Raw genomic sequence first — 6639 nt, 5'->3', positions numbered from 1 at the left:
GGTTCGGAGCCATGCCGATGTCTTGAGACATCACAGTGGCGGAGGGTGTGGGATTCGAACCCACGAGGACGGTCACCCGCCCTACCGGTTTTCAAGACCAGCGCACTCGGCCACTATGCGAACCCTCCTGGCGACGTGTCGCCGAGCGTCGAGGATAGCGCGGGGGTCTGCCCGGGGCGAACAGGAGTGCGGAGGCGGGGAGGGAACTGTAGGGTCGGCGCAGAGGCGGACGGGCCGCCCGGGTTTGCGGACGGAGGTGAGGGCAATGTCTCGGTCGTTCGAGGACATGGCACACACCATCCGGTCGGCGCGCTGAGCTGATCAGCGTCTGACCGGGATCACCCCGCCGGTGCCGCAGCGGCGCCGGTTGTCAGGTTGTTCCGTCATGCCCTCAGGAGTCCTTGATGCGATCCCTCCGTACGTCGCTGCTGCCGCCCGAGCTCGGCGCCGACTTCCGCAAGATCTGGCCGGCCGCGATCATCTCGAACCTCGGCGACGGCGCGATGCTCGCCGCCGGCCCGTTGCTGGTCGCCTCGATCACCCGCGAACCAGCCGCCGTCGGCGCGGCCGCGTTCGTCCAGCAGTTGCCGTGGCTGTTGTTCGCATTGTTCAGCGGGGCACTCGTCGACCGGCTCGACCGCCGGTTGATGATTGTTGCCGCCGACCTCTTTCGGGCCGTCGTTCTGGGTGCCCTCGGCATCGCCGTCCTGTTGGACAGCTCACCGCTGTGGGCGGTCTACGCCGCGCTCTTCCTCCTCGGCACGGCGGAGACGCTGGCCGACAACGCGTCCGGCGCACTGCTGGTGAGCGCCGTACCGAAAGACCAACTGGGCAAGGCGAATGCCCGGTTGTTCGCGACTGGCACGGTGCTCCAGCAGCTCGGCGGCCCGCCGATCGGCGCGCTCCTGTTCGCCGTGGGCGCCGGGGTGCCGCTCGTGTTCGACGCGGTCACTTTCGCCGCCGCGGCTGCGCTCATCGCCCGGGTCACCGTACGCCCGGCCCCTCCGGACGGATCGCCCCGTACGGCGCTCTGGGCCGAAGTACGCGAGGGGATTCGCTGGCTGTGGGCGCACGCGGGAGTACGGACGCTGGCGTGCTCGATCCTCGTCATGAACGTCACGTTCTGTGCAGCCTTCGCGACCTGGGTGCTCTATGCGCGGGAGCGGCTCGCGCTGAGTGAGACACAGTTCGGGCTGCTGGTGTCGGTCGGCGCGATCGGCGGAGTGCTCGGCATGCCGGTGTACCACCTGCTCGAACCGCGGGTCGGGTCGTTGACCCTGCTGCGGGCCGGTCTGGTGGTCGAGACGACCGTGCACCTGATCCTCGCCCTGACCCGGAGTCCGTGGGTCGCCGGCGCCACCATGGCTGTGTTCGGCGTCCACGCGGTGGTCTGGGGCATCGTGTCGACTACAGCGCGTCAGCTCGCCACCCCGGAGCCGCTGATGGGCCGGGTCAACAGCGTCTATCTGCTCGCCTCGGTCGGCGGTGCGGCGATCGGCGCCGCACTGGGCGGCGTGCTGGCGCAGCAGTACGGTCTGGCGGCTCCGTTCGCCATCGCGTTCGCCGCGATGGTGCTGATGACCGCGGTCGCCTGGCGGCCACTGAGACACGTGTCCGTACGGCAGGTCGCCGCGGCGGACTGAAAAGGCCTGGAGGCGCACGGCAAGGGCTTGCTAGTGTTTTCGGCCGAGAGCCCCAACTGTAGTCAGGGAACACCCCTGGTGGAGTGGTCTCGTAGCATCGCTGCGAGTGGGCCGAGTCGATGCGATCGGAGCACTCTGACATGCCTACAGCCACGTCCCTCGGCCTGCCGAACATCCGCGGCCGCTTCCCGCTGCTCGCCGGTCTGGCGATCGACTCCTTCGGCGGCGGCTGCGCGGGACCACTGCTGCTGCTCTACTTCGTGCGAGTGGCCGACATCCCCCTCGGTACGGCGGGAACGCTGCTGACCGTGGCCACCTTGTTCTCGATCGCCGCACCGGCCGCCGTCGGTGTGGTGATCGACCGGGTCGGGCCGCGCAACCTGGTCGTCGGAGCGCAGTTCGCGCAGGGATTGGCGTTCACCGGCTTCTTCCTCGGCCGGTCGCTGTGGCTGCTGTTCCTCTGTGCGCTGGTGACGACGTGCGGTCAGCGGGTGTTCTGGTCTTCGATCTTCAGTCTGCTGTCGGACGTGGCCGACGAGGGCGACCGCGACCGGTGGTTCGGTCTGGGCGGGATGATGCAGGCCGGCGGGTTCGGCCTCGGTGCACTGGCCGCTGGTGCGTTGCTGGCCGCAGGCGGCGACACCCCGTTTCTGGTCGCGATGGCACTCAACGCGGCGACCTTCTTCGTCGCCGGTCTGCTCCTGCTGCGGCTGCACCCCTCGCATCACCAGCATGCTCTGCAGGAGACCGGCCCGGCGCCGCAGCTGCGCAAGGACAAGCCGTTCCTGGTGCTCATCGCTGCGAACACCGTGCTGGCACTCTGCACCATGCTGATGGGCGTCGGGCTTCCCGTGTACGTCGCTGACGCGCTGCCCGTGCCGAAATGGCTGGTCGGCGTGCTCCTGGCCGCGGTCTCCGTCGTACTGGCGACTGGACAAACTCTGGTCGTCCGTCACACCGAGCGGCGCCGGCGTACGAATGTGCTGATCGTGGCCGGCGTGACCTGGGCGGTGTGGGGCTTGCTGATGGCTTCGCTCCTGCACATTCCCACCTGGCTGGTAGTGCCCGGGCTGATCCTCGCGACGGCGGTCTTCGCGTTCGCCGACGTACTGCACGCGGCGACGTCCAACGCGCTTGCTGCCGCGGTCGCGCCGGTGGTGGGGCATGGGAAGTACCTGTCCTACTGGCAGTACTCCTTCACGTTCGCGAGCGTGCTGGCGCCGGCCTTCTTCGCGCAACTCTTCGAGGTTCGGCACGAGTTCCCGTGGCTGGCGCTGACCGTGCTCGCACTGCTCGCGTCCGCCACCATCCTGATCCTCGACCGCGTTCTCCCGCACTCCACCACGCAGCGTCGCTGAGATCGGACGCGGGCCGCGGTAACCCTGACAGTCACCGCGACCCGTCGGCGAAGTGCTTACGCCACGACCTTGAAGCCGTGCCGCAGGCCGAGCTTGGTCAGCGACTCCCGGCCGGGAATGCCGTCCGCGTCAGCGCCGGTGAAGCCGAGCTTGCGCTGCCACTGCCCGTAGGCCTTGATCGTGACCGTGCCGAACGAACCGTCCTTGGCGAACGCCGGAGACAGCAGCCCCTCGGCCACCAGCGCCGCCTCGACGATCCGCACCGCGGCCGGGTGCGACGTCGCACCGTCCGGACCCGGCGGGTCCTTGCGGGCAGCGCTCACGATCGCGGCCGTCGACACCGTCGGCGGCGCCGTACCGCCCGCCTTGTAGTTCGGCCGGCCGAAGCCGCGGATCATCGTGGTGCCGCCGGTCCAGCGACGGCTGTGCCGGAACACCCCGATGCCGGTCCTGCTGCCGTCGAGGTTGGTGTTGCCCTCGATCGTCTTCACGAAGTCGCCCTCGACCCGCTCGACGAAGAAGACGTGCGCGATCCTGCCCAGGTCCCGGTCGAACAGGAAGCCGACGTCGCCGGCCCGCGGACTGTTGAACAGCCGGCCCGCGTTCTTGAACCCGTTCTGCATGGTCGGGGTGAACGCGCTGTTCGTCCCCGGCACCAGCGGCACCTTGTTGACCTTCCACCCCGCGACCAGGAACGTCGCGCACCAGGCCTGTCCGTTCGCGTGCCCGGCCTTGGCGGCGTACGGGTTCTTGTTCGACCCGAGCGGCTTCTCCATCGTCCGCACCTGCGCGGCCGCCCAGGTGAGCAGGTCCCGCACCGTGCCGCTCATGACTCGGACTCCAGCGTCGCGCCGTCCACCAGGTCCTCGTCGTACTGCGGGAGCCGGGTCTGCTCGACCTGGTCCTGTGCTCCGTCCTCCGGCAGCGGGTAGTTCCCCGTCTCGACCGGGGTGTCGTCGCGTACCTCGTCACCCATCCTGTTCTCCCCCTCGGTTCCACGCGGTCCGCGTGGACCGCCTGGTGACGAGGATCCGCGGGAGTCTTCAGACAGGTTTGGCGCCAGGCTTCAGAAAGTCTTAAAGCCGTCCAGGACGTCAGACCGACTCCGGGTCGTCCATGAACTTGCGGACGTCCTGCGTGCACCGGCAGGCGGCCGCGAACTTCGCGGCCCACTGGAGCGCCGCCTCCCGCGTGGGTACGTCGACGATCGCCACGCCGCCCACGAGTTCCTTGCTCTCCGGGTACGGCCCGTCGGTCACCATCCCGTCCACGGCGACCCCGGCGTACTCCACGTCGCCGTCGTCGTAGCTCAGCCCGCCCGCGAACACGAACACCCCTGCGTCCTCGGCCTCCCGGCACACCGCGCGCGCCGCCTTCCCCACCTCCCCGAGCTCCGCCTCGGGGATGTGGTCCATAGCCCCCTTCTCGAACGAGATCAGGTATTTCGTCATCGCATCCCCTTTCACCCCGGGCCGTCTCCCGGCCACTCACCCCTCCAACGAACGCCCCACCCCAGATCCGACACGCTAGCTACAAGAATCTCGCAAGGTCCGCGGGCGCGGGGTACGCATCGCCGGCGCTGCCCGGTGGTTGACGAGGCAGCGTGTGATGCCTCAGGACTTCGGTGACGTTCGTGGTTTGCCGGTTTGTGCTCCGGGTGTCTGCCGTTGCCGACGAAGGTGATACCGGGTGCGGATCTTGCTTCGAGTTGGTGACGGTCATGTTGTCGCCGTCGATGATGACGAGGACCTGCTGGAAGCTGTGCTGGGCGCCGGGCAGGTGTTGGACATTGTCCAGGTAGAACGCGTCGGCGCTGGTCAGTTCCTGGACGACGGTGTCGGGGGGTAGATCAGCTGGCACCGGTGCGGGCCTGGGCCGGTGGGTGCCGGACCGATGGCTGCGGGGCGGGCGATCTGCTCACGGGTAGGGCAGGGAGCCTCGGCCTTCGCGGTAGCCTCCCAGGCGGTCAGTGGCGTGACGCGTCCGGGTAGGCACTGGTGCCTCGCAATGTCACTGTCGTCCTGATCAGAAATGTCACCGTTGTCCTGCGACATGACAAGCGTCATGGCTGCACCTCGGCGCTTCACTAGAACATGTGCTTCCAAGCTCGGATTCCGGGACGAACTTGTGACCTGGGCGGCTGCGTTGTGGACAATGTCAATGACGAAGCTGTGCCATTCGTGGCATACCTTGGTGGGATCCTTGAGTCGAGGCGAGGTTCAGACTGGCGCGAACTCGTCGGCCGTCGTCTCCCTGATCTCCACTGATCTCACCTGCAGTTCGAACTCTCCCTGAAGCGACCGGCCGCGGGCGAAAAGGATGATGCCTGTCTCGAGGTCGCGGGTGATTGCGGTGGACCGCCCGTCTTCGGTGCTGAGCGCGAGTCCGGTCGAGGGTCGACCAAGGTACGGCTCGGTAGGAACGGGTGCAGACTCGCCGCGAGCGTCAATCCAGGCACGGAACGCGTCGAGACTCGCGAGTGCCCGTGCCTCGGCGCCGGTGTCACGAGGCACGAGAGTGGTTTCGTCTTCGTGGTGCACGATCCTGACCTGGCCATCGACGTCAGTGAACGCGGATAGTCGATCGGTTTCCAGCCAGATCAGCCGGCCCCCGGGGTCCCGGACACAGACGCTGCTCGCTCCGGCCAGTAGCCGTAGCCTTCGGGGGGCATGCATCAGCTCGCCAGCGCTGGCCACGTCGGCGATCAACGTCTTGCCAGGCTCGACGTTCTCGTGCGAGGAGACCGTCGAACCCATGCTCCAGTCAGCACTACTCATTCAGTACCCGATACACAGTCTCACGCCGGAAGAGTTGCGGTCCTAGTGGTCTGGACGCCGTTCGGCCAAGCGTAGCCCCTGGCGAATGTGCGGAAGGTGCCCTCGAGGGCACCCGCGCAGGTCACCGATGAACTCTTCTACGCGAGGTTGGCGACGGTTTCCGCGGAGCATCGGTAGGCGGTGCGGTCGTAGTATGTGCCGTAGTAGTCGAGTTCCTGAAGCTTGGCGCACACCTTCTGAACGTCGAAGGCGCCGAAACATTCCTGACGTCCGTCGAACCCGATCCCGCCGGTGATCGAGTGCGTACCGCTGAGAGGCCGTGGTCTACTCGCGCCGGGGGGCGGAGCCTTCAGGTTGATCCAGGCCAGGCATCTTGCGGTGTCGCCGTCGTCATGCCGCAGCCCGAGCAGCTAACCGATCCGCAGCCCCGCCCCAGCCAGCAGCGCAGCAAGAACCGGTCCCCGGATGCTCGCAAGCCTCCAGCGCCGCGACGATCTGGCTCACCGTCAGCGTCGGCGGTGCCAGTGTCGACAACACTTCAGATAACGGCACTTAGTGCAAGCAACGCCTGGATTCCCTCGTCGACTTCGTCCTGGACATCGTGATGTCCTGCGACATGACAGTTGACGCGGCAGCGTTCGTTGCGGACTGTCGAACGGGTGTTCTAATGTTGTCCTGGTTCGCGGTTCTCCACCACGGATCGTCAGGGCGGCCGAACCTCCCACCTTTGATGTGGACCGGTCGTCGAGGCGCCGCCGTCCGGGTGCGTGAGGGCCCGGGCAGTGGAGATCCGCAGACCGAACAGGTAGAAGCTGACGGGAACGAGGTGATGATCGACGAAGGGACAGCACACGATGCTGC

General features: G+C 67.4%; 7 protein-coding genes and 1 tRNA gene. 3 read left to right on the top strand and 5 right to left on the bottom strand.

The features are described from left to right. Positions 1–36 precede the first annotated feature (36 nt). Positions 37–128, bottom strand: a tRNA-Ser gene (locus E1218_RS18190). A 276-nt stretch (positions 129–404) separates the two neighbouring features. Here E1218_RS18190 and E1218_RS18185 point away from each other — a divergent pair. Both E1218_RS18185 and E1218_RS18180 read left to right on the top strand, forming a co-directional pair. Next, positions 405–1643: an MFS transporter gene (locus E1218_RS18185; protein ID WP_132321653.1), complete on the top strand. Its 1239-nt coding sequence runs from the start codon at positions 405–407 to the stop codon at positions 1641–1643. Between the two features lie 140 nt (positions 1644–1783). Further along, a complete protein-coding gene (locus E1218_RS18180; RefSeq protein WP_132321651.1) occupies positions 1784–3001 on the top strand; it encodes an MFS transporter in 1218 nt (405 codons plus the stop codon). A 56-nt stretch (positions 3002–3057) separates the two neighbouring features. Here E1218_RS18180 and E1218_RS18175 read toward each other — a convergent pair whose 3' ends face one another. The 3 genes from E1218_RS18175 to E1218_RS18170 form a co-directional block, all read right to left on the bottom strand. Continuing rightward, positions 3058–3831 (bottom strand): CHAP domain-containing protein, encoded by a 774-nt coding sequence (locus tag E1218_RS18175; RefSeq protein ID WP_132321649.1) that lies wholly within the window; start codon positions 3829–3831, stop codon positions 3058–3060. Continuing rightward, a complete protein-coding gene (locus tag E1218_RS36120) occupies positions 3828–3977 on the bottom strand; it encodes a hypothetical protein (RefSeq protein ID WP_165949314.1) in 150 nt (49 codons plus the stop codon). Before E1218_RS36120 ends, E1218_RS18175 begins: the two co-directional genes overlap by 4 nt. A 118-nt stretch (positions 3978–4095) precedes the next feature. After that, on the bottom strand, positions 4096–4452 hold the full coding sequence (locus E1218_RS18170) for a YciI family protein (protein WP_132321647.1): 357 nt from the start codon (positions 4450–4452) through the stop codon (positions 4096–4098). Positions 4453–4690: 238 nt separating this feature from the next. Here E1218_RS18170 and E1218_RS36115 point away from each other — a divergent pair, with 238 nt between their 5' ends. Next, positions 4691–4849 (top strand): hypothetical protein, encoded by a 159-nt coding sequence (locus E1218_RS36115; protein WP_165949313.1) that lies wholly within the window; start codon positions 4691–4693, stop codon positions 4847–4849. A 371-nt stretch (positions 4850–5220) separates the two neighbouring features. On the opposite strand, the gene E1218_RS18165 is transcribed toward E1218_RS36115, so the two are convergent. Continuing rightward, a complete protein-coding gene (locus E1218_RS18165) occupies positions 5221–5757 on the bottom strand; it encodes a hypothetical protein (RefSeq protein ID WP_132321645.1) in 537 nt (178 codons plus the stop codon). Between the last annotated feature and the right edge of the window lie 882 nt (positions 5758–6639).

The sequence above is a fragment of the Kribbella turkmenica genome (assembly GCF_004348725.1).
Lineage (GTDB): Bacteria > Actinomycetota > Actinomycetes > Propionibacteriales > Kribbellaceae > Kribbella > Kribbella turkmenica.
Note: the sequence above shows the minus strand (reverse complement) of the source record. Positions and strands in the feature narration are given on the sequence as shown.

Bases quoted from the DNA above. Each gene is read 5' to 3' on its own strand.
- E1218_RS18175 (WP_132321649.1), bottom strand. From the start codon at position 3,831: ATGAGCGGCACGGTGCGGGACCTGCTCACCTGGGCGGCCGCGCAGGTG.
- E1218_RS18185 (WP_132321653.1), top strand. From the start codon at position 405: ATGCGATCCCTCCGTACGTCGCTGCTGCCGCCCGAGCTCGGCGCCGAC.
- E1218_RS18180 (WP_132321651.1), top strand. From the start codon at position 1,784: ATGCCTACAGCCACGTCCCTCGGCCTGCCGAACATCCGCGGCCGCTTC.
- E1218_RS18170 (WP_132321647.1), bottom strand. From the start codon at position 4,452: ATGACGAAATACCTGATCTCGTTCGAGAAGGGGGCTATGGACCACATC.
- E1218_RS36120 (WP_165949314.1), bottom strand. From the start codon at position 3,977: ATGGGTGACGAGGTACGCGACGACACCCCGGTCGAGACGGGGAACTAC.
- E1218_RS18165 (WP_132321645.1), bottom strand. From the start codon at position 5,757: ATGGGTTCGACGGTCTCCTCGCACGAGAACGTCGAGCCTGGCAAGACG.